Origin of the sequence: Psychrobacter sp. TAE2020 (assembly GCF_018919485.1) — a bacterium.
GTDB lineage: Bacteria > Pseudomonadota > Gammaproteobacteria > Pseudomonadales > Moraxellaceae > Psychrobacter.
Genome location: NZ_JAHLMU010000001.1, coordinates 1,045,679 through 1,065,996, shown reverse-complemented (window position 1 = coordinate 1,065,996; position 20,318 = coordinate 1,045,679). Strand labels below are relative to the sequence as shown.

The 20,318-nt window shown below is 42.1% G+C and carries 17 protein-coding genes and 2 riboswitches; of the genes, 9 read left to right on the top strand and 8 right to left on the bottom strand.

What is annotated here, in order from left to right:
• Positions 1-39 precede the first annotated feature (39 nt).
• Positions 40-876 carry a CPBP family intramembrane glutamic endopeptidase gene (locus KPY62_RS04180; RefSeq protein ID WP_216580951.1) on the top strand — a complete coding sequence of 279 codons (837 nt, stop codon included), beginning with the start codon at positions 40-42 and terminating at the stop codon, positions 874-876.
• Between the two features lie 45 nt (positions 877-921).
• Here KPY62_RS04180 and dusA read toward each other — a convergent pair whose 3' ends face one another.
• The 3 genes from dusA to KPY62_RS04165 all read right to left on the bottom strand — a co-directional run bounded on the left by dusA (position 922) and on the right by KPY62_RS04165 (position 4,991).
• Positions 922-1,896 carry a tRNA dihydrouridine(20/20a) synthase DusA gene (dusA, locus tag KPY62_RS04175; protein ID WP_216580950.1) on the bottom strand — a complete coding sequence of 325 codons (975 nt, stop codon included), beginning with the start codon at positions 1,894-1,896 and terminating at the stop codon, positions 922-924.
• A 67-nt stretch (positions 1,897-1,963) separates the two neighbouring features.
• Positions 1,964-3,265 (bottom strand): MFS transporter, encoded by a 1,302-nt coding sequence (locus KPY62_RS04170; RefSeq protein WP_216580949.1) that lies wholly within the window; start codon positions 3,263-3,265, stop codon positions 1,964-1,966.
• Positions 3,266-3,419: 154 nt separating this feature from the next.
• On the bottom strand, positions 3,420-4,991 hold the full coding sequence (locus tag KPY62_RS04165) for a phospholipase D family protein (RefSeq protein ID WP_416384056.1): 1,572 nt from the start codon (positions 4,989-4,991) through the stop codon (positions 3,420-3,422).
• Positions 4,992-5,480: 489 nt separating this feature from the next.
• Between KPY62_RS04165 and KPY62_RS04160 the strand changes: the two genes are divergently transcribed.
• From KPY62_RS04160 to KPY62_RS04140, 5 genes are all read left to right on the top strand, one after another.
• Positions 5,481-6,113: a hypothetical protein gene (locus tag KPY62_RS04160; RefSeq protein ID WP_216580947.1), complete on the top strand. Its 633-nt coding sequence runs from the start codon at positions 5,481-5,483 to the stop codon at positions 6,111-6,113.
• A gap of 174 nt (positions 6,114-6,287) precedes the next feature.
• On the top strand, positions 6,288-7,553 hold the full coding sequence (locus KPY62_RS04155; RefSeq protein WP_216580946.1) for an O-succinylhomoserine sulfhydrylase: 1,266 nt from the start codon (positions 6,288-6,290) through the stop codon (positions 7,551-7,553).
• A gap of 198 nt (positions 7,554-7,751) precedes the next feature.
• Complete coding sequence (locus KPY62_RS04150; protein WP_201622695.1) at positions 7,752-8,081, top strand: YbaB/EbfC family nucleoid-associated protein; 330 nt, start codon at positions 7,752-7,754, stop codon at positions 8,079-8,081.
• Positions 8,082-8,266: 185 nt separating this feature from the next.
• On the top strand, positions 8,267-8,860 hold the full coding sequence (gene recR / locus KPY62_RS04145; protein ID WP_201622694.1) for a recombination mediator RecR: 594 nt from the start codon (positions 8,267-8,269) through the stop codon (positions 8,858-8,860).
• Positions 8,861-9,050: 190 nt separating this feature from the next.
• Positions 9,051-10,328, top strand: coding sequence for a ribonuclease D (locus KPY62_RS04140; RefSeq protein WP_324033809.1), 1,278 nt, complete (start codon positions 9,051-9,053; stop codon positions 10,326-10,328).
• A gap of 32 nt (positions 10,329-10,360) precedes the next feature.
• On the opposite strand, the gene KPY62_RS04135 is transcribed toward KPY62_RS04140, so the two are convergent.
• The 5 genes from KPY62_RS04135 to gcvT form a co-directional block, all read right to left on the bottom strand.
• Entirely contained in the window at positions 10,361-11,035 is a 675-nt protein-coding gene (locus KPY62_RS04135; RefSeq protein WP_216580945.1) for an esterase/lipase family protein, read from the bottom strand.
• A gap of 144 nt (positions 11,036-11,179) precedes the next feature.
• A complete protein-coding gene (gcvP, locus tag KPY62_RS04130; protein WP_216580944.1) occupies positions 11,180-14,080 on the bottom strand; it encodes an aminomethyl-transferring glycine dehydrogenase in 2,901 nt (966 codons plus the stop codon).
• Positions 14,081-14,209: 129 nt separating this feature from the next.
• Positions 14,210-14,980, bottom strand: coding sequence for a nitroreductase family protein (locus KPY62_RS04125; protein ID WP_216580943.1), 771 nt, complete (start codon positions 14,978-14,980; stop codon positions 14,210-14,212).
• Between the two features lie 130 nt (positions 14,981-15,110).
• The gene (gene gcvH, locus KPY62_RS04120) at positions 15,111-15,491 is read right to left on the bottom strand and encodes a glycine cleavage system protein GcvH (protein WP_216580942.1); all 381 of its coding nucleotides are present in this window, start codon (positions 15,489-15,491) and stop codon (positions 15,111-15,113) included.
• Between the two features lie 159 nt (positions 15,492-15,650).
• Positions 15,651-16,811 carry a glycine cleavage system aminomethyltransferase GcvT gene (gene gcvT / locus KPY62_RS04115; RefSeq protein WP_216580941.1) on the bottom strand — a complete coding sequence of 387 codons (1,161 nt, stop codon included), beginning with the start codon at positions 16,809-16,811 and terminating at the stop codon, positions 15,651-15,653.
• A 170-nt stretch (positions 16,812-16,981) separates the two neighbouring features.
• A riboswitch (glycine riboswitch) is annotated at positions 16,982-17,107 on the bottom strand.
• 56 nt (positions 17,108-17,163) lie between these two features.
• A riboswitch (glycine riboswitch) is annotated at positions 17,164-17,292 on the bottom strand.
• A 477-nt stretch (positions 17,293-17,769) separates the two neighbouring features.
• Here gcvT and KPY62_RS04110 point away from each other — a divergent pair.
• The 3 genes from KPY62_RS04110 (at position 17,770) to KPY62_RS04100 (ending at position 20,301) form a co-directional block, all read left to right on the top strand.
• Entirely contained in the window at positions 17,770-18,090 is a 321-nt protein-coding gene (locus KPY62_RS04110; protein WP_216580940.1) for a YcgL domain-containing protein, read from the top strand.
• Positions 18,091-18,255: 165 nt separating this feature from the next.
• Positions 18,256-19,125, top strand: a complete 870-nt coding sequence (locus KPY62_RS13680; protein WP_228730566.1) for a hypothetical protein — start codon at positions 18,256-18,258, stop codon at positions 19,123-19,125.
• 318 nt (positions 19,126-19,443) lie between these two features.
• Positions 19,444-20,301: an AAA family ATPase gene (locus tag KPY62_RS04100; RefSeq protein WP_216580939.1), complete on the top strand. Its 858-nt coding sequence runs from the start codon at positions 19,444-19,446 to the stop codon at positions 20,299-20,301.
• Positions 20,302-20,318: the final 17 nt, after the last annotated feature.

Below are 20,318 nucleotides of genomic sequence, written 5' to 3'. Positions count from 1 at the left end.
GACAGATAGCTATCTACTGATTTTTTGAGTAACCACGCTATGTCGAATTCTTCTAAAGACCGTCTTGAGGTTATAAGCGCGCCAATTAGTGGAGGCTTAACGCCATCACCGTTGTTTTCACGCTTTGGGGTAGCTGCCTTAATAATTGGCATGGTGATAGCATTTTTTATTAGCCAATTAATAGGCGTCTATGGGGCTGGTAAGCTACTGTTACCTTCTACTAAGTCGTTAAGCTTAGGCGACATCTTTTATTTTGGCAGTAGTGATGGCACTATAGTCAGCCTCTCAGTAATCGTTAGCTGGGTATTACTGGCATTGCTAATTGTAGCTATTATCCGCCTAAAAAAAGCCGATCTGACGCAGTATTTGGCGCTCAGACCATTCTCTTGGGCGCTGGGAATTGGGATGTTTAGCTTGCTACTGATATTTATGGTGGCTTCTCAGGCGTTGACTTACTGGTTAGACAAGTCACCATCAGATTTTGTAGATCCTTTATATCAATCGGTAAGCTCAGTGTGGTTGTTGGTTTTTGCGCTAGTGATTGTGGCGCCAATTTATGAAGAGTTGGTATTTCGCGGTATACTTTGGCAGGCTATTAGTGAGCAATTCACAGAAACTAATTTAGAGTCACAGCCAAAAGGGCATCCACAGCAAAAACCAACCGTTAAAGGCGCACTAATAGCCAGTATTTTGACTAGTCTAATCTTTGCCGTTATTCACTTGCAGTATGGCATTTATGAGATCAGTACTATCGTATTGCTGGCTTTGATATTCTGCTACGCTCGTTATAAATCAGCTTCGTTGCTACTGCCGATACTGCTGCACATTATCAATAACGGGGCAGCAATGTGGCTTTATTTGTCGCAAGTAAGCTGACGCTGCTCTTGTTGCTGGATGTGTTGCTGGGTTTGGACCAGTTAGCTAAGCATCAGGGTTTAACGCTAGTACTTCATCAGCGGCTTTTTCAATATCGGCGATAGTCAAACTAGGTTTTCCGCTCAATGCCTGTCGCCAGCGCCGTGCACCACTCAACCCTTGAAATAAGCCTAGATAGTGCCGTGCCATAGTCGATAGGGGCTCACCTTCAGCCACTTGCGCACGCAGATGGGGATATAGCTGTTGCAAAATCTCGGAACGTTTAGGTAACGGCTGATCCCATAAACTATTGGCCTCTGCTAATAGATAAGGATTATGATAAAAAGCCCGCCCAATCATTACCCCATCGATATGTTGTAGATGAGACTGAACCTCTTCTATAGTCTCAATACCACCATTGATTTCTATTATCAGCTCAGGATAGTCTTGCTTAAGACGATAAACATCCTCGTAACGCAGCGGCGGAATTTCGCGGTTCTGTTTAGGGCTAAGCCCTTGCAGCCAAGCGGTACGAGCATGGACGATAAAACGTTTACAACCAGCTTCGGCAACCGTCTCTACGAACTGCGCCATAAACTCATAGCTATCAAAATCATCAATACCAATACGATGTTTGACCGTCACTGGGATATCAACAGCCGCTTGCATATGCTTGACTAAATCCGCCACAGTATTCGGCTCGGCCATCAAACAAGCCCCGATCTTATTATGCTGCACTCGATCTGATGGGCAGCCAACATTTATATTGACCTCATTATAGCTATGCTGTTGAGCAAACTCGGCACACTGCGTCATCTCATCGATGTCAGCGCCACCAAGCTGCAACACTACAGGATGCTCTTGTTCAAAAAAGCGTAAGTGGCGTTCACGGTTGCCATACAGCAAGGCTCCAGTGCTGATCATCTCAGTATAAAGATAAACTTGCGGGTTAAACAATCGAGCAAAATATCGATAATCTGTGGTAGTCCAATCTATCATCGGAGCGACTGACAGGCGCTTGTTAGTCATATCAACGGTCATTATCGACAGTCCTTTTAATGCTTAGTAGTTTCAGTTTATTAGCGAATGTTCAGGGTTTGATAAGCGCTTAAATAATTTCATCTATTTGCTTAAATTCAGGCAAGCGATAAAAATAAAGCCCCATAATAATGCCAATTAAACCAACAAAGGCAATATAGAGTGCAGGGGAGAAGCTGACAAATAGCGTTGCATAGCCAAGGCCAAATGGAACTAAAGCACCCACAATGGCGTACATTATATTATAAGAAAAGGCAAAACCGGTTGAGCGTACATTGGTTGGAAATAACTGCACAAAGATCGCGGGTATCATACCTATAATACCGGCAAAAAAACCTAACAGCGCATACATGATCAAAATATAATCGCCACCAGCTTGTAAATGGTAATAAAAAGCAAACATTTGACCGATCAATAACACACAGCCAATGACCAAAATTCTACCAAAGTTTTCGTAGTTAGACATTAGCCCATAAAAAACACAGCCAAAAATCATAAAAATAATACCAAGACCATGCGAGAACTCAAACAAGTCACTGTCTAAAGCGAAACGTAGTTCAATCAGATCAGGGAGGATAAGAATGACTACGGTAGTGACACTAGCAATGATTAAAGTTAGCATCAAACTGACAAATATGGAATGTTTGCAATGCTTAAAGAGTAGGGTGAAAGGTCTTTCGATATGATCAGCAGGTCTTGCAGTTTTCATAGCCAAGAAAAATGGAGATTCATTGACAAAACGCCACGTTAATAATGGCAAGAAGCTTAATACTGCTGCGACTATAAAGGGGACGCGCCAGCCATAATCAATAAGCTGGTCGGGACTCATAGAACCCGTTAACCATGCAAAGAAAGCATTAGAAAATAGCACCCCTACAAAAAAGCTGGCCGAGACATAGCTACAGCCAACAGATAGGTATTGTCTCGGAAGATGTTCAGCAATGAAAATCCAAGTCAAAGGCACAAAGACACCAAAGGCCATTCCTTGTACTAGCCGCAACAAGATAAACAAAATCGGTGCTGCCAAGCCCCATTGTTGGTAAGTAGGTAAGCATGCCATAGCCAGTAGGCTACTAGCAGTAATCAGCATAGTGGTAAATAATACCGGTTTTCGACCTATAATATCACCATAACGACCAAAAAAAATGCCACCAAGAGGGCGTGCTAAGTAACCAACCGCAAACAAGCCCAGTCCTTGTAATTTATTAATGCGTGGATCTGTATTGGCTGGGAAAAAAGTAAGAGAGATAAAGTCTGCCATATATAAATAAATCAGAAAGTCAAAAAATACTACAGCACTACTAGAGCAGATAAATAGCACCATGTTTTTGTCTTTAGAAGACATCAACGCATATTGAGGACGGGAAGGCATTATATCGTTTATCCATATATCAAAATAATAATAGCGCTCATTAACGCTATGCTAATGAGCGCAGTCGTAAACTATGAGAGCTATAAACAAGGTAAGTATTTATAGCTCCGTAAATCAATTGGAAGTATTTTATCTAAATAAGATCAGCTATCAGCTACAGTAACCAGTCAATAGGTAACCAAGACATAATAGTCAGCCAAACATGGTCGGTAATATCAACTTTTGGTTCCGCTCCATAAATCACTTCTTGGCCATTCTCAATGGTATGCCACTGCAATGCACCACTATCTAATATTTTGACTTCATAGGCTTGACCTAATAGATCATCACTGAGCGCTGCATGCAATTGGTGTGCTAACTCATCGTCATTAATAATAACACCCATTTCGGTATTAATATTAGCAGAGCGGGGATCAACATTATAGGAGCCAATAAATACTTGGTGGTCGTCAATAGCAAAAGTCTTAGCATGTAAACTAGTTGATGATTGGCTACGAGCTTTCCACAGCTTGTTCTCACGCTTGTCTTCACTAGCAGTTGACTTTAGCTCGTATATTTTTATACCAGCGCGCAGCATTCTAGGTCGCCACTGGCTATAACCAGAATGCACAGCAGTCACGTCAGTAGCATCGAATGAGTTGGTCAAGATTTTTATATCGATACCAGAGTCAGCCAGTTTAACTAGAGTATCTACGCCATCTTTAGTAGGTACAAAATACGATGAAATAATAGTCAACTGTTTAGTGGGACGCCCAAGCAGCGTCCGCAGTTGCTGTACTAAATTAGTACTAGCAGGCACACTCTTAGTGAGTTTTCCGACATCATCACCCAAAAACTGCATGTCTGTCCAACGAAAAGGCACACGTTTATTGATTAAGTCAGTATCGATAGAAGAGTCTTCAATAGCTGTCTTATACATCGATAAGCTGCTACGGAGTTCATTATCTGTATCGCCTTTAATTTTATCTAAAGCTGGCAAAAAGTCTTTAGTAGTGTTTTTATCTAGGGTGACTAAAGTTTCGATATCAAAAGAGATAGGCGCTGACCAATAGCTGGCAAAACTGTTATCAATGTCAGCGACGACTTTACCTATAAGTAAGACATCTAAGTCAGCAAATTGACTGCTTTGATCATTGCTTAGGTACTCATCACCGATATTTCGACCGCCGATGATAGTGATTTGCTTATCAAAAGTCATGCTTTTATTATGCATACGTCGATTGATACGTGGCAAACCAGTAACGAAGTTCAAAGCTTGAAACTTGCGATACATCAGGGGATTAATGATACGCACGGCAATATTAGGATGACTAGCAAAGCGTAATAAGTGCTGATCAAACTTGGCCGTATTGTTAAAATCATCCAGCAGTAAGCGTACAATTATCCCGCGCTCAGCCGCTTCCCATAAGTCTTTTAGCAGCAGCTGACCGGCCTGGTCATCATGCCAGATATAATATTGCACATCAATATTACGAGTAGCCATACCCGTTAAGATGCTGCGAGCGGCAAAAGCATTAGCACCAGTTACAATAGGATGATAGCCAGATAAATCAGGGTGAATCTCATTTTGAGAACTGATGGCGCTTACTAAATCTGTGTCAGCACCTCTTATCCCTTTAATAGGTCGCTGAGGCTGATCTTGCTGATATAACGCACTGACTCTAGCAGATAGCTGTTGGCTTTCAGAGAGATGCGGTTGTTTAGGTAAGATTTGGCAACCAGTCATCCCTAAGGCCAGTCCAAGCACTAGAGTTAACGACAGTTTTCTAGGGTTTACAATCAATATTGACATAGTAGGTTTACCTCAAATAGCGTCAGCAGTATTTATTAGTGAGTGTTCAATACGCCCTAGTGTTTGTGCCATTTTTTATTAGAGTTATAAGGGTTATAATAACACTGCTGGTAGGGTAAATGTCAGCGCTGGCAAGCTTAGCAGTTGTAGCAACATCTGCCTATTATAAATACGTTAATTTTACTAGTAGTAACTATCAGTTTCAGCTCTAAGCTAATTTACAGTTGTTAGTTTAACAGCGCACTTAGCAACTCAGTTCGTCAATCAATAGATCAGTAGAAATAGTCTCTGTCAGTGCTATGGTCGAATGTTCAACACGCCCTAGCACTATAGCTGCATTTTAGATAGCAAGGCTAAGTTAGAAAAATCGCTTATGTGCTGCTTATAATCTATAGGGAAGAACGACTGAAAAATGAGGAAACTATGGCTCATCAACTAGGCAAAGGGTTATTGTCACTTAAGGTATGTTCAGCTGCTCTTGCGCTAGGGCTGCTACCGGCATGCAGCCTAAAAACAGAAGTGCCTCCCGTTAATCCCAATCCTACTGACGAAATCATTATTTATGGATATCTACCTTCAGACCAAGGGTTAGATCTACAGATGACAGCGCGCTTTGAATCTACCAACAAATATTGTGGCAACTACGTTGATATTTCGCATGTATATCAGCTTAGCGAAACCCTAAATATTGAGCTGGAAAAAAACGCCAATCAATATCGAGCACGTTTTTTTCGAGATGCGATTATGAAAGGGAGGTGTGATTGGGCTTTGATCTATGTTGCCACTAAATTGACTCATAAACAGGCTGGTAATACTTGGGATAAGTTTTATAACCCTACCCCTAAGGACTTGGCGACCAAGCGCTTTGCCAGTACAATGTATAACCAAGAAGATCATTTATTCAAAATAGAGTGCGCATTAGAAGCTGATAGTGGTTCAAACAGCAATAGTCATTCACCCGCTAACAAAGCTCTACAATGCCAAGGTCCAGCAGTATTTTTGATGCCTGAAATTCACAGGTATCAAGTAGACTACCAATATTCTGAAGGTTTATAGATGATTGATAAATAGCGACATGATATGATGAAACAGCCTTTAATTCCCTGAGTTATTTATGGGCGAAAAATAAAAATATTATTAATGTAGAGCGTGTTGAACAACCGACCACAGTAGTATCTAGTTGTGAGTATTCGACAGGCCCTAGTCAAAATTAACAGTAATGGATTATTTATGAGTAAGTCGCAAGTGCAAGAAGATAGCAATTTAGATCCAAACTGGCGCTCTGATGCTTTAGATCTAAGCCTAGATTATGGGATGCAAACCATCGCCGTACGTGCAGGACAGCATCGTACTGACGAAGGCGAACATTCTGAGGCGATCTTTACTACTAGCTCATATGTCTATAGCTCAGCGGATGACGCAGCAGGGCATTTTGATGGTACTAAGACTGGTAACGTTTACTCACGTCATACTAACCCTAGTGTACGTACCTTTGAGCGTCGATTGGCCGCTTTAGAGAATGGCGAACGTGCGGTGGCTACAGCTTCTGGTATGGGTGCCATTTTGACTATGTGTATGGCTTATCTAAAAGCCGGAGACCACTTATTGGCTGCTAATCAACTGTTTGGCTCATCGATTGGTTTGTTTAATAACTATATGGCTAAGTTTGGCGTTGAAGTCAGTTACGTTGACTGCTTTGATAATGAGGCATGGGCAAATGCTGTACAGCCTAATACTAAGCTTATCTATTGTGAGAGTCCTAGTAATCCGTTAGCACAAATCTGTGATATTGGCTTTTTGAGTGAGCTGTGCACAGCTAATGACATCTTATTAGTTGTCGATAACTGCTTTGGTTCCCCAGCTATTCAGCGCCCCTTAGATTTAGGGGCGGATGTGGTTATTCATTCGGCTACTAAATATCTCGATGGTCAAGGCCGAGTCCTTGGCGGTGCACTAGTGGGCAGTGATGCCTTGATGCAAGAAGCTTTTACTGTAGTACGCTCAGGGGGTATCAGTATGAGCCCATTTAATGCATGGGTATTTACTAAGGGCCTTGAGACCTTAAAGTTACGTATGCAAGCTCATTGTAGCAATGCCAATCAAGTGGCGCAGTTCTTAGATAGTCATCCTAAGGTGACTACCGTACATTTCTCAGGATTACCCAGCCATCCAGCGCATGAATTGGCCAAACGCCAGCATCATATGAAGGATGGTTTTGGCGCTATTATGGGCTTTGAAGTTACTGCCACTGCTAGTCTTGATCCCAAAGCGGCCGCTTGGCACGTTATTGACTCGACTAATATGATATCTATTACTAATAACTTGGGCGATACCAAAACCACCATTACCCACCCAGCGACTACTACCCACTTTCGTTTGACTGCTGAAGCTCGTGCTGAAGCTGGGGTAAAAGATGGCTTGATTCGTCTGTCAGTAGGGCTAGAAGATGTTGAAGATATCATCAAAGATTTGGCGCGCGGTTTAGACAGTTTATAAAGATTACCTTACAGTTGCTATCAGATAATTGCTGTCAATGCTGTGGTCGAGAGTACAATAAAGCCGAGTTAAGCTTTAAAAGGCTAAAGTTAATCACCATATCAGCTCTGTTGAACCAGTGCCCCAAACCAATAAAAATTTCTTATTATCTAAATGTTATTTAATTATTATCTAATTATCATCAATTAAGAGGCTGTTATGAATATTCAAGCATTAATGCAACAAGCACAAACTATGCAAAAAAAAGTAGAAGCTAATGTTGAAACTGCCAAAAAAGAATTGGCTAATAAAGAAGTACATGCTGAAGCCGGTAGTGGTCTAGTAAAAGTTACTATGACTGGTCGTCATGTGGTCAAGCGTCTGACTATTGATCCTAGTCTATTAGAAGATGAGCCAGATATGATCGAAGACTTGATCGCTGCTGCTATCAATGACGCGGTTCGTCAAGCTGATGAGTTATATGAGCAAACCATGACTGGCGCAACTTCAGGTATGGGCTTGCCACCAGGTATGCAAGGCATGTTCTAAAGCACAATATTTAAAGCTAAACTTAGAGTTAAGGTTTGACCGCTAAGTGGTTGCAAATACTAACTATTGAAGTCAAAAATGGGGTTGTTATCGACACGATACGACCCCATTTTTATAGCTGCAAAACGAAATTTATTGATTCTATTTAAAGACAAATAATGTAAAGATAAACAAAGGAAGATACTTTGCTTACCCCAAAATTTGATCAGTTAGTTAAGCAGTTGCGAATTTTACCTGGTGTGGGTCAAAAGAGTGCTCAGCGTATGGCGCTACATTTATTGACCAAAAAACGTCCGCAAGGGATGGCGTTAGCACAAGCGCTTGATGAGGCAATGCGAGATATCATTGAGTGTCAGCGCTGCCATAGTTTCAGTGATGATCCTATCTGCCCGCTGTGCCAAGATCCAAGGCGAGATGACAACCTATTATGTGTAGTCGAGACTGCTGCTGATGTCATGGCTATTGAACAAACGGCTGGCTATCGCGGTCGCTATTTTGTATTAGGTGGTCATCTGTCACCTATTGATGGTATCAGCGCTGATGATCTAAATATTGATCAGCTAGTTTGGCGGGTCAAGCAAGAGCCTGTCGAGGAGCTGATATTAGCCACAGGTACTACGGTTGAAGGGCAGACCACGGCGCACTTTATTAGTGAAGCGGTCAGTCGCCATGTCAATAAAGTAACTCGTCTAGCGCAAGGGGTGCCGATGGGCGGTGAGCTTGAGTATTTAGATAGCATGACTTTAGGCCAAGCTCTACAAAACCGCTCCTTTTTGTAGCAAGCCAATCAATAGCGATTCTAGACTTTATTTATATCTGTAATGGTTAGCGCTTTGTTAGTCAGCCTGTTGCCAATTCATAATCAACTAGCGATGCCTAATCATCAATGTCTAGTTGTGAATGTTCAACAGGCGCTAATATTGCTATAATAAAATCACTATTCTCTCTTATCTAAGCAGGTATCTGCCCGTGTCAACCCCTCTAGCCACCGTAAACCCTCAAGACCCTTCTGCTATTACTGAAAACCCTACGTTAGTCCCTTCTGTCGTTGAGCCGGATATTGATGCTTTGTTAGATATTGCCGATGAAGTGGCAGTCACCTGGATTCGTGAGCAGTCGCAGCTGGCTGAAGTTATCAATGCTTTAGAAGGTTGCGGGCGAGTAGCGCTAGATACTGAATTTATCAAGCGCGATACTTATTATCCACGCTTAGCGTTAGTGCAGCTTAATACTGGTAACCATATTTATTTATTGGATGCCCCGCAGCTACAATTGGGTGAGTTTTGGCAAGCGGTAAGCGAAGTAGATATTGCTATTTGGCATGCCTGCGGAGAGGATTTAGGCATCTTCTATTTACTATCTGACTGCCCACCATTAACCAATATTTTTGATACTCAAATCGCTTTGTCCTATCTTACTGGGCAACTACAAATGGGCTATCAGCAAGCGCTTGATGACCAGCTCGATATGCATATTGATAAAGAGCAAAGCCAATCCGATTGGTTGCGTCGGCCATTATCTGATGAGCAAGAGCAGTACGCTATCGATGATGTGCGTTTTTTACCAGCGCTTTATTTGAGCATCGAATACGCCCTGAAGTCTCAAGGACTGTACGATTATGTTTGGGCTGACTGTCAGTTGTATGCCGCTGAGCTTTATGCTGCTCAACATGTAGCAGATGATGAGATGTATTTAACTATGGCGGATTATCGTTATAACTCTCAGCAAATGGCCGTCTTGCAAGCAGTAGCCATATGGCGTGAAGAGCTAGCACGCTCCACCAACCAGCCCCGTACTTTTGTGATTAAAAAACAAGCTGTACGCGAGATAATTACCGAGAATCCTTCTAACCTGCGCGAATTGGCCCACAAAACTACTATTCATCGTAGTATGCTGCGTTTATACGGTGAGGAGTTACTCAAAATAATTACTGATGCCAAAGGGCTATCCGCCGTTGAACATCCCGCTTGTTTGCCAGCGCCTTATCGCTCTAAAAATAAAATACTCTCTAAAGCAGTACAAGATGCTATTGCTGAGCGTGCTGAGCAAATTGGTGTACCAGAAAATGTACTAATACGTAAGAAATGGCTCAGTCAGTTATATGAAGTTATCGCTTATAGTAAAGATTGGGTAGAGTTACCTCAAGGCTTGCAAGGCTGGCGTAACCAGTGGGTGACTCAAACTCTAATTCCAGTGATCGAAACCCATAAAGCCGAATTAAAACAAGGCATGGGTGTCAAAGGCTAACTAGAATTAATTAAGCGTTAGCTGAGCTTTGATTAGCGTTTAAACTGGCCGTTTTTTAAAAAATAGCTGGTTTGCTGCGCAACGTCGCTATTGACTAGCATGCCAGTATGCGACACTGGCATAATTAAGTGATCGGCAGCGGTAATCAACTTAGTTTCTGCAACATATACTGTGCCATCATGAGCACGATAGTTATTCAATAGTGGGTGATTTTGTTTCTGTAGTTTACGGTTATGATACTGCAAAAATAGCTGGCCTAAACCTTGTGGTTTGTCACCAGCAATCACTCCTAAACTGATATTGTCAGGTAAAGGCGCAACCGTCCCATCCAAGGCGTCCAAATAAGATTTGCCCACGATAGCAGGAGCCAGACCCCAAATATAATCAGCACAGATGCTGCCAAGATGTGGTGTCCCTAATGTCACGCACTGGCCAATCTGCCAATGCGGATAATAACTGACAAAATCACGAATAATTAAGCCGCCTAAGCTATGACCTACTAAATCTAACGGTTGTTTTGGGTCATGATTGGTTTCCAGCCAAGCATTTAAGCGCTGGCTGTTTAGAGCAATACTATCACGCATACTACGATAGCCGTATTGATGGGTATCAAAACCTTGAGCTTGTAAGCGCTTAGCTAAGGGACGCATAATAAAAGGGGCTTGATGCAGGCCATGAATAAGAATGACGCGGTTTTTTTGACTCATAGTAATATCCACAAATAGTGATTAATCGATTATAACGCTATATAGGTAGATTAATAAACAAAATAAAACCTCCAAGTCAGCTGCTGACTTGGAGGTTTTTGCTAATACTTATAGACGATGATCGTCATCATCTATGCTGTTAGCCTACATATAGTTTTCGATAGCTGGGCAAGAACACATCAAGTTTTTATCGCCGTAAGCGTCATCAATACGAGCTACGCTTGGCCAGAATTTATGCTGGCGTACATAAGCTAATGGGAAGGCTGCGACGTCACGGCTATACGGATGTGACCACTCACCATCAGTAATCATAGCGGCAGTATGCGGGGCGTTAACTAATGGATTGTCTTCTAAGGTCCAACCCTCATCACCAGATTTGACTTTTTCAGCTTCAGCATGGATAGCAATTAGCGCATCAATAAAGCGATCTAACTCTTCTTTTGATTCAGACTCAGTAGGCTCAATCATCAGGGTACCTGATACTGGGAAGCTCATCGTTGGCGCATGGAAACCATAATCCATCAAGCGCTTAGCAATATCACTTTCACTGATACCAGTGGCTTCTTTTAACGGACGAATATCGATGATACATTCGTGAGCTACGCGACCGCTTTTACCCGTATAAAGAATAGGATAACTGCCTTTGAGCTTGTCAGCGACATAGTTGGCGTTCAATAAGGCGAGGTTAGTCGCTTTTAGTAAACCGTCACGGCCCATCATAGCAATATACATCCATGAAATAGGTAAGATACTTGCTGAACCATAAGGGGCGGCTGATACTGCTGAGCTGCCTCTTTGAGCGTTATGTACTGGAATAAGCGTATGGTCAGCCATAAACGGTGCCAAATGCGCTTGCATACCGATAGGACCCATACCTGGACCACCACCACCATGCGGAATACAGAAAGTTTTGTGCAAGTTCATGTGCAAAACATCAGCGCCGACATCAGCGGGTTGCATGATCGCAACCTGAGCATTCATATTGGCACCATCCATATAGACTTGACCGCCATGATTATGAATAAGGTCACAAATCTTGCGAATGCCTTCCTCAAACACCCCATGAGTGGATGGGTAAGTGATCATTAAAGCGCCAAGATTTGCACTATGCTCTTCACACTTAGCAGTCAAATCATCAATATCGATATTACCATTATCATCAGTACTAACGACGACAACTTTCATGCCCATCATAATCGCAGTGGCAGGGTTAGTACCATGCGCAGACTGTGGTATTAGGCAGACATCACGATTTTCTTCGTTACGTGACTCATGATAGCGACGAATAGCTAAGATACCAGCATACTCACCAGAAGCACCAGAGTTTGGCTGCATAGACACATCATCAAAACCGGTGATGGCTTTGAGCTGCTCTTGTAAGCTATCGATCATCTCGATGTAACCATTCATTTGGCTAAGCGGGGCAAACGGATGCACATTAGCAAACTCAGGCCAAGTAATAGGGATCATCTCACTAGTAGCATTAAGCTTCATAGTACAGCTACCCAAAGCGATCATACTACGGTTCATCGCCAAATCTTTATCTTCTAAAGACTTTAAGTAACGCAGCATTTCATGCTCAGTATGATGCGAGTTAAATACCGGATGGCTTAAGATATCATCAGTACGTAAATGAGAGCTATCTAATGAAACGCTAGCGGCGGTAGGTAAGTCATGTGACTTGCTAACGAACAGTTGGGTTAGTACCGCAAAGTCTTGTTGATCGCTAATTTCACTAAAAGAAACCGAAAGTTGAGTATCGCCTAGACGCCATAAGTTATAGCCAACGTTATCAGCATTTTCAAAGATTTGAGTAGCGAGTTTTTCTGAACCACAATCTACCAATACCGTATCGAAGAATTGGTCATGGACTACGTTAAGTTGGTTATCACCATTACCCGTTTTGATCACTTCAGCGAAAGCCGTAGCAAAGGCATGGATACGGGTAGCAATACGCTGAACCCCAGTTGGGCCATGATAGACCGCATACATACCCGCTAAGTTAGCTAGCAATACTTGCGAAGTACAGATGTTAGAGTTGGCTTTTTCGCGACGGATATGTTGCTCACGAGTTTGTAGCGCCATACGTAGGGCAGTATTGCCTTGGGCGTCTTTTGATACCCCAATGATACGACCAGGTGCTGAGCGCTTGGCTTTATCAGAAAAAGCAAAATAAGCGGCGTGTGGACCACCGTAACCCATAGGGATACCGAAACGCTGAGTACTCCCTAGAGCCACGTCTGCACCCATGTCAGCAGGAGACTTGAGCAATACTAAGCTCATGATGTCACTAACTACTGAAGTATAAGTTTTGTTAGCTTTGACGGCGCTGATAACCTCAGTTAAATCTTTAACATCACCTTCACGGCCAACATACTGGAACAAAGCACCGAAGTAATCACCAGATTTAGCCAGCTCAAAATCACCTACGACCACTTCAAAACCGAAGTACTTAGCACGAGTGCGGATAACGTCCAAGGTTTGTGGATAAACACGATCGTCAACGAAATACTGCGTAGATTTGCTTTTGCTCATGCGTTTCGACATTGCCATAGCTTCGGCAGCAGCGGTTGCTTCATCAAGTAACGAGGCACCAGCAAGCTCAAGACCGGTTAGATCGATACAAACTTGTTGGAAGTTAAGCAAAGCTTCTAGGCGACCTTGGGCAATTTCTGCTTGGTAAGGCGTATAAGCCGTGTACCAACCTGGATTTTCTAACACGTTGCGCTGAATAACCGCTGGCATGCGTACGGGCGAATAGCCTTGTCCAATATAGCTCTTATTAACGGTGATCTTGTCTGCCATTAAGCGTAATTTGGCAAGAGCAGCATGCTCACTCATGGCTACTGGTAAATCTAAATCTTTATGCAAACGCACAGCTTCTGGCACCGTATCATCGATAAAAGTAGCCATGTCGTCATAACCGATAGCACTAAGCAAATCAGCTTGCTTAGTGTCATTAGAGCCTAAATGACGATAGACAAATTCTGCTTCATTAAACAAACCTTCAAAAGTATCAAAGGTAGGAGTTCGAGAGGTAGTCATAATAGTCCTTGTTAGCTTTTACAATACAAGCTATACATATAAGAAAAATAGATAAAAAGTAATGAAAATAGATAAAAAGCTTATAAAACTGATAACTATTAGCTTAAAAATAATGCTGAGCTTTAAGCGTTAAACGTAGTGAATAAACTGCTGCTGATCGAAGCGAAATTGTGAGTGATAAATGCCATTATCTGCCCGTTCACCAGCACCTATCATCATTACGATATGATGGTCAACGCTCAAGTTTAACAGATCCTTCATCGCGGGCTCATCAAAGCCACCCATAGGACAGCTATCAAAACCATGAGCACGTAAGGCTAACATCAAGTTTTCAGCGCCAAGAGCAGTGTTATTGGTTGCCCAGTTTTTGACATCATCAAATGTATAATAAGGTGATTTTATCGGGCCTTTAACTCGTCTAACCACTTGCGTCGCACTCCATTTGGCAACAGATAGCGCGTTTACTGGTCCACGTATAAAGTCCATAGTGACTACTTTAGTGTAGTAGTTTTTAACTTTTTTGGGTACGGGCTGAGTAGGGTACTCACGTAAAACTTGCTGCGCATGTTCATGCCAATTATCAGTACGAGCGACTACTGCAATCAAGCGTGCTGCAGTCTTAGCAGCGTTTTGACCCATGCAGTTTTTTACCGCTAATTCACGCTTAGCAGTACTATCAATCACATAGAATTCCCAAGGCTGTAAGTTGCTTGAGTTTGGCGCTAACATAGCTAAGCGCAAACAATCAGCCAACACCGCATCAGGGATAGGGGTGTCAGTAAAGCGACGCACTGAGCGACGTGACTCTACCACTTGCTGGAATGCTTGTAATTGTGGAGTATAATTAGGTGTCGCCATATCAGTTGAATCGATATGGTTGGTGGTATCAGCTGGTTTCATGAGTGACTCCAGAACAAGATAACGATAGATGATAAATAATAAGGAATGATAGGAGATGGTGACAGATACCAACTGACGCTAGTATCTGTTAATTGCTATGAATCAAAAAGATAGGGCTGTGAGCAAAAGCTTATAGCTCGCTTTCGTATTCTTCAGCACTTAATAAGGCTTCATAGTCGGCCATATTGTCAGGCTTCATTCTAAAGAACCAACCTTCGCCATACGGGTCAGAGTTGATGATTTCAGGATCGTCTTCTAAACTTTCGTTAATAGCGACAACTTCACCAGAGATAGGGGCATAAACGTCAGAGGCAGCTTTAACGGATTCAACCACTGAAATTTCGTCATCAACGGCGATGATATCGCCAACGTCTGGTAACTCAACGAATACTACGTCACCAAGTAAGTCTTGGGCGTGATCAGTAATACCAACAGTGATAGTACCATCGTCTTCTAAACGTAACCATTCGTGGCTAGCAATATATTTTAGTTCTGCTGGGACGTTGCTCATAAAGTGCTCCTTTAAGGATAGTTTTTAAAAAATATTTGAAAAATTAACCATTACAAATAACCTGTTAATAGCAGTGGTTAATAAAACAGGGTAATGTAAAAGCCTAATTAACCGCTAAATAAATACTATTGGTTGAACGTAGCCAATACGAAATAAAAATTAACTAAATTGTTGTTCACCATTACGCACAAAAGGTAGCTTTAGGACACGGACGTCTACAAACTTACCTTTACCACGTAAGTCGATCTGAACATTATCTTCATCTGATAGGCTCATCGGAACACGAGCTATAGCGATAGAATTTTTTAGACTTGGCGAAAAAGTACCACTAGTGATGATACCCGTTTGCTCATTGTCAGTACCTTGATTGATAGACACTGCCATACCTTCGCGTATTACACCACGAGTAGTCAACAGTAAGCCCACTTGCTTCATAGCCGTGTTGTCTTCTTTAGCTTGCTTGCGCTTGCTGACCAATGCTTCACGACCAACAAAATCACGCTCGTCTTTTAGCGCCAACGTCCAACCCATATTGCACTCATACGGGCTGATAGTCTCATCCATATCATGACCGTATAGGTTCATGCCCGCTTCCATACGTAAAGTATCACGAGCGCCAAGGCCAGCAGGCTTAATGCCAGCAGCTTTTAGTTGCTCAAAGAAGGCAGGGGCATCATCGGCATGCATAATGACTTCAACACCATCTTCACCAGTGTAGCCAGTACGGGCCACGAACCAATCGCTTCCTTCAATGTCAGTCAAGTCAGCACCAACGAAAGGCGTTATTTTTGCTAAAGTATCCGCCCAACTTGGCTTAGCTTGGATCAGTTTTGCAACAGCATTAGGGCCTTGAACCGCTAGCATAGCTAGCTCAGTACGTTCAGTTAGCTCAACATCGAAGCCTTCAGCTACTTTGTGGAACTGCGCCATATCTTTATCATGGGTTGCGGCGTTTGAAACGATACGGTAGGCAGTCTCGTCGCTATTTGATAAGTAGACAATTAAGTCATCGATGATGCCGCCTTGCTCATTAAGCATAGGCGAGTATAAAGCTTTACCAACGATTTTCAGTTTATTGACATCATTAGCTAGCAGCTTTTGTAGCCATGGCTTGCTGTCTGCACCCTTAACATCAACTATGACCATATGTGAGACGTCAAACATCCCAGCATCAGTACGAACGGCCTCGTGTTCTTCGATTTGTGAACCGTAGTTGATTGGTAATTCCCAACCTGAGAAGTCTACTAATTTGCCATCGCTATCGATGTGAGACTGATATAGAGGGGTGCGTTGAGGAGCTTGAGAAGAGATATCGGTCATAACAAATCCTTGTGTAGACACTGTCGGTACTAACTAATGAGCAATAATAGCAAGGCAGACAGTGGCTATAAAGTAACGAGAAGTAATAATGCAAAGGGCATTATTACCACAAAAGGTGGCGCACGCAACAAAGCTGCAAGTCAAAAAGACCAAAAATGTCTGATTGAGCAGTAGCCCTATCTGTCCTGTGACCTGAGATTTTCAACACAAGCATCGCTATAAGACATAGGATGTCGTATTTTCTCCCCTTCGGTGGGTAAGGATGTAGATCTTTACCGCTCTCCAGATTTGTTATGCCTTAAGTTACAATGACGGCCATTAAAAAATAACAGCATCAATCAAAACTTACTGCATGTGTTTTTCAGTCCTTTTACCTGAGCGATTGGCAGGGTATATGCGCCTTCGGTGGTTTTATAGGTATTGTTAAGCCACATTAGTAAATGTCGCCTTTGGTTATAAAACTCTCTCCTGAGAAACGCTATTATTATGAAAGGTTCATAACTATTTTACAAGCTACTAAAGGCATTAAAGTCAATAAATTTGGTAAAAACTAAACCTAGTATTGTTTTTGGTTGGCAAGACTCTCATAACCCTAGTCGCTACCCTCTAACAAAAGCTTAGCGTATAATTTTGAGGTCATTGTACAATACAATGCTGGGTACCATACAATGGTGGCTTGGATAATAAGCTGGCACTACTGCTAACACCTCTATAAGTTTTCTAATCATCAACTGACTGTGGCTGGCAAGTTTATAATTTTTTTAAATGTTAATATCAGTAACCGCCTTTTATTTGATACTAATTTGACACTAAAGCGGTATTTACAGATCCTCAGCCCGCTGCTAATACGCAAAGCTACTATTGAGAATAAAATAAGTTATGCTAGGCTAGTAGTGTAACTTAACGTACTTAACGTCTATTTATTGCTTCCAATCTTTTTTACTTATAGGTTTATTTTATGCATTGTGATATTTATAAATTCCCCAAGCATGATGATATGTACATTTATATCGCTCGCCCTGGCTATCCTGATGATACCGATGAGATCAAAGATTGGCTCAGTGTGGTTCCTAAAGACTTTCGTAAAGGTTTAGGGGTCAGTAAGTTTGTGATGCATTTGGATTTAGAGGCTACAGAAAAACTGGCGCGCGTCGATAAAGAAGAAGTGCTCGCCAAGCTTAAGTCTCAAGGATATTTTGTCCAGTTGCCGCCACAAGACGTTATGCGCAAGCAAGCTGAACTCAGAGCACGTGAAGCTCAAGACAATATTTATGACTGATAAAAGCGTTAGGGTTGTTAGTATAGAGTTAACATAATAAGCAGCGTTTATAGATAAAAAAAGCGCTATTGCTAAGGGTAAGGTATGCATTTTGGCATAAAGTCGTGATAAACTAGCGACTTATTGTGCACGCATACGCTATGGTCATTGATATAGCATTGTGCTATGCCACTTATAAACGTAGGTAGTCAAACACGCATGGATTGGTTAAAAAGCATTTTAAATAGTTTACCATTAGAGAAAATCAGTGACATTCTCGGTGAGATTGTCATTTGGTGGAGCCAAATGGTTAAAGGCGTGCCGCCAGCTGATTTGCCAATGTATGCTTATCTTGGTGGGGCCATTGTGGTACTGATACTTTGGGTATTAGTGGCTAGAATGTTGCCACGACCTTTTGGTGGTATGAGCTGGATGATTCTATTTGCGGTGCTATTGGCACCAGGTACGGCGCTCAATGATCCTAGCGTTATAGCGCCAGCTAGTATCAGCGTGGTGTATGCCATCATGATGAAAGATACTGCCGGTGCTATTAATAATGCCCTACCTATATTAGTAGTGCTAGTAGTAGGCCTGTTTGTGGGCTTTATATGGCAGCTGATCCGTGGAGCATTTGAGTCAAGTTTGGATAAAGCACGTCAACGTACCGCTGCTGATACCCAAGCAACTATGCAGCTGGCAGGTGGTAACTATTTGCCGCAGGATAGCTCAGTAGTAGTCGAGCCCGTAGAAGCTAAGCAACCGCTCCCGTTCGCTATACTTAAGAACAATGCTAATACTAGTAAAACAGTAGCCAGCTCGAAGCTAGCTAGCAGTGCTAACCCAACTACTAGCTCTGAAACCCCTATTGACTCTGATGTTAATAAGCTTAAAGACAGTAAGCTTGCAGAAAGCCAGTTAGCAGACAGTCAGCTAACCGCTAGAAAAGTTGATCGAGATACAGCGATAAGTAGAAAACCAGTCGAGGGCTTTTATAGTAAAAAGACTGTTCAAGACCCAATAGTATCCGTCGACAAAAACGGCGAAGATAGTAAGTAAATATAACTTTGAATTAATAAATAACCCATAAAAAAGACACTTAATAGTGTCTTTTTTATGGGTTGCTGTTTTTTATCTACTATCGGTTGACTATAGCGCTAATATTGAGATTTAGCAAAAACGCAGACGCATGAGTATTTGGGCATTCTCATAGGCTGTGCTAATCTTCAACCCTATACAAATTATTCGCTGGTAACTGTTTTTGATCTAATAGCTTTGAATATAATAGCTTTGGATCTAATGGCCTTGAATCTAACAGCTGTGCATCTAATGCCCTTTTAACCTGTTAAATAAATAATAATCACTGAGACTGATACTATGACTAATAGCGCTAAAAAAAGATTTACTGGCACCGACAGTTATATCGCTACCGATGACTTGCAACTGGCGGTAAATGCCGCTATGACGCTGCAAAAGCCGTTACTCATCAAAGGTGAGCCTGGTACTGGAAAAACCTTATTAGCCGAAGAAGTAGCGGCCAGCTTAGGTATGCCCTTGATTACTTGGCACATTAAGTCAACGACTAAAGCTGAGCAAGGCTTATATGAGTACGATGCGGTATCACGTCTACGTGATTCGCAATTGGGTGATGATAAGGTTTATGAAATCGGTAATTACATTAAACCCGGTAAGCTGTGGGAGGCTTTTACTAGCGAACAGCGCAGCGTGTTATTGATCGATGAGGTAGATAAAGCTGATATAGAGTTCCCCAATGACTTACTACACGAGTTGGATAAGATGTCATTCTATGTTTATGAGACTGGCGAGACTATTACGGCCGAGCAGCGTCCGGTAGTTATTATCACTTCAAACAATGAAAAAGAGCTGCCAGATGCTTTTTTACGTCGTTGTTTCTTCCATTATATTGATTTCCCAGAAGAGCAAACTATGCGTCAAATTATTGACGTGCATTTCCCTAATATTCAACAAAAACTGGTCAACGACGCTTTAGATGTCTTTTACAAATTACGTAATATTCAAGGACTAAAAAAGCCACCATCAACCTCAGAGTTAGTCGATTGGTTGACCTTATTATTGGCTGATGATATGGCACAAGCAGAGTTAGAAGAGAACCTACGCGGGGAAAAATCTATTCCACCGCTTTATGGGGCACTGCTTAAAAATGAAGCCGATGTCAACCTGTTACAGCGCTTTGCTAATTTGATGCGCCGTTAAATAGGCTGATAGGCCTG

Bases quoted from the DNA above. Each gene is read 5' to 3' on its own strand.
- KPY62_RS04110 (WP_216580940.1), top strand. From the start codon at position 17,770: ATGCATTGTGATATTTATAAATTCCCCAAGCATGATGATATGTACATT.
- KPY62_RS04135 (WP_216580945.1), bottom strand. From the start codon at position 11,035: ATGAGTCAAAAAAACCGCGTCATTCTTATTCATGGCCTGCATCAAGCC.
- KPY62_RS04180 (WP_216580951.1), top strand. From the start codon at position 40: ATGTCGAATTCTTCTAAAGACCGTCTTGAGGTTATAAGCGCGCCAATT.
- KPY62_RS04100 (WP_216580939.1), top strand. From the start codon at position 19,444: ATGACTAATAGCGCTAAAAAAAGATTTACTGGCACCGACAGTTATATC.
- KPY62_RS04155 (WP_216580946.1), top strand. From the start codon at position 6,288: ATGAGTAAGTCGCAAGTGCAAGAAGATAGCAATTTAGATCCAAACTGG.
- KPY62_RS04125 (WP_216580943.1), bottom strand. From the start codon at position 14,980: ATGAAACCAGCTGATACCACCAACCATATCGATTCAACTGATATGGCG.
- gcvT (WP_216580941.1), bottom strand. From the start codon at position 16,811: ATGACCGATATCTCTTCTCAAGCTCCTCAACGCACCCCTCTATATCAG.
- dusA (WP_216580950.1), bottom strand. From the start codon at position 1,896: ATGACCGTTGATATGACTAACAAGCGCCTGTCAGTCGCTCCGATGATA.
- KPY62_RS13680 (WP_228730566.1), top strand. From the start codon at position 18,256: ATGCCACTTATAAACGTAGGTAGTCAAACACGCATGGATTGGTTAAAA.
- KPY62_RS04165 (WP_416384056.1), bottom strand. From the start codon at position 4,991: ATGACTGGTTGCCAAATCTTACCTAAACAACCGCATCTCTCTGAAAGC.
- gcvH (WP_216580942.1), bottom strand. From the start codon at position 15,491: ATGAGCAACGTCCCAGCAGAACTAAAATATATTGCTAGCCACGAATGG.
- KPY62_RS04150 (WP_201622695.1), top strand. From the start codon at position 7,752: ATGAATATTCAAGCATTAATGCAACAAGCACAAACTATGCAAAAAAAA.
- gcvP (WP_216580944.1), bottom strand. From the start codon at position 14,080: ATGACTACCTCTCGAACTCCTACCTTTGATACTTTTGAAGGTTTGTTT.
- KPY62_RS04160 (WP_216580947.1), top strand. From the start codon at position 5,481: ATGGCTCATCAACTAGGCAAAGGGTTATTGTCACTTAAGGTATGTTCA.
- KPY62_RS04170 (WP_216580949.1), bottom strand. From the start codon at position 3,265: ATGCCTTCCCGTCCTCAATATGCGTTGATGTCTTCTAAAGACAAAAAC.